Origin of the sequence: Streptomyces sp. WM6386, assembly GCF_000972385.1 — a bacterium.
Classification (GTDB): domain Bacteria; phylum Actinomycetota; class Actinomycetes; order Streptomycetales; family Streptomycetaceae; genus Streptomyces.
In genome coordinates, this window is record NZ_JXTE01000774.1 from 1 (window position 1) to 316 (window position 316).

A 316-nucleotide genomic window follows, 5' to 3' on the forward strand; every position below is an offset into this window, starting at 1 on the left:
GAAGACCCTGGCCGAGGCCGGTGCCGGGGACCGGCTCATCAGCCGTCCGGGAGGCTATCTGCTCAAGCTGGCCGACTCCGAACTCGACGCCCTGCAGTTCCAGGTGCTCGCGCGGGCCGGTCGCAAAGCGGCCGACGACGGCGACATGGAAACCGCCGCCCGGCTCCTCGGCCGGGCACGGCACCTGTGGACCGGTCCTCCCCTGCCGGAACTGGCCTGCTCGGAACCGGTGCGGGCCGAAGCCGAGCGGCTGACAGGCCGTTACCTGACCGTATGCGAGGACTGGTCCGAAGCCGCCCTCGATGCGGGTCAGTCC

At 71.5% G+C, this 316-nt stretch carries 1 protein-coding gene; it reads left to right on the forward strand.

Annotated elements, in window-relative coordinates; genetic code table 11:
* A partial coding sequence (locus TN53_RS43615; protein ID WP_046264487.1) for an AfsR/SARP family transcriptional regulator occupies window positions 1-316 on the forward strand: 316 nt, incomplete at both ends.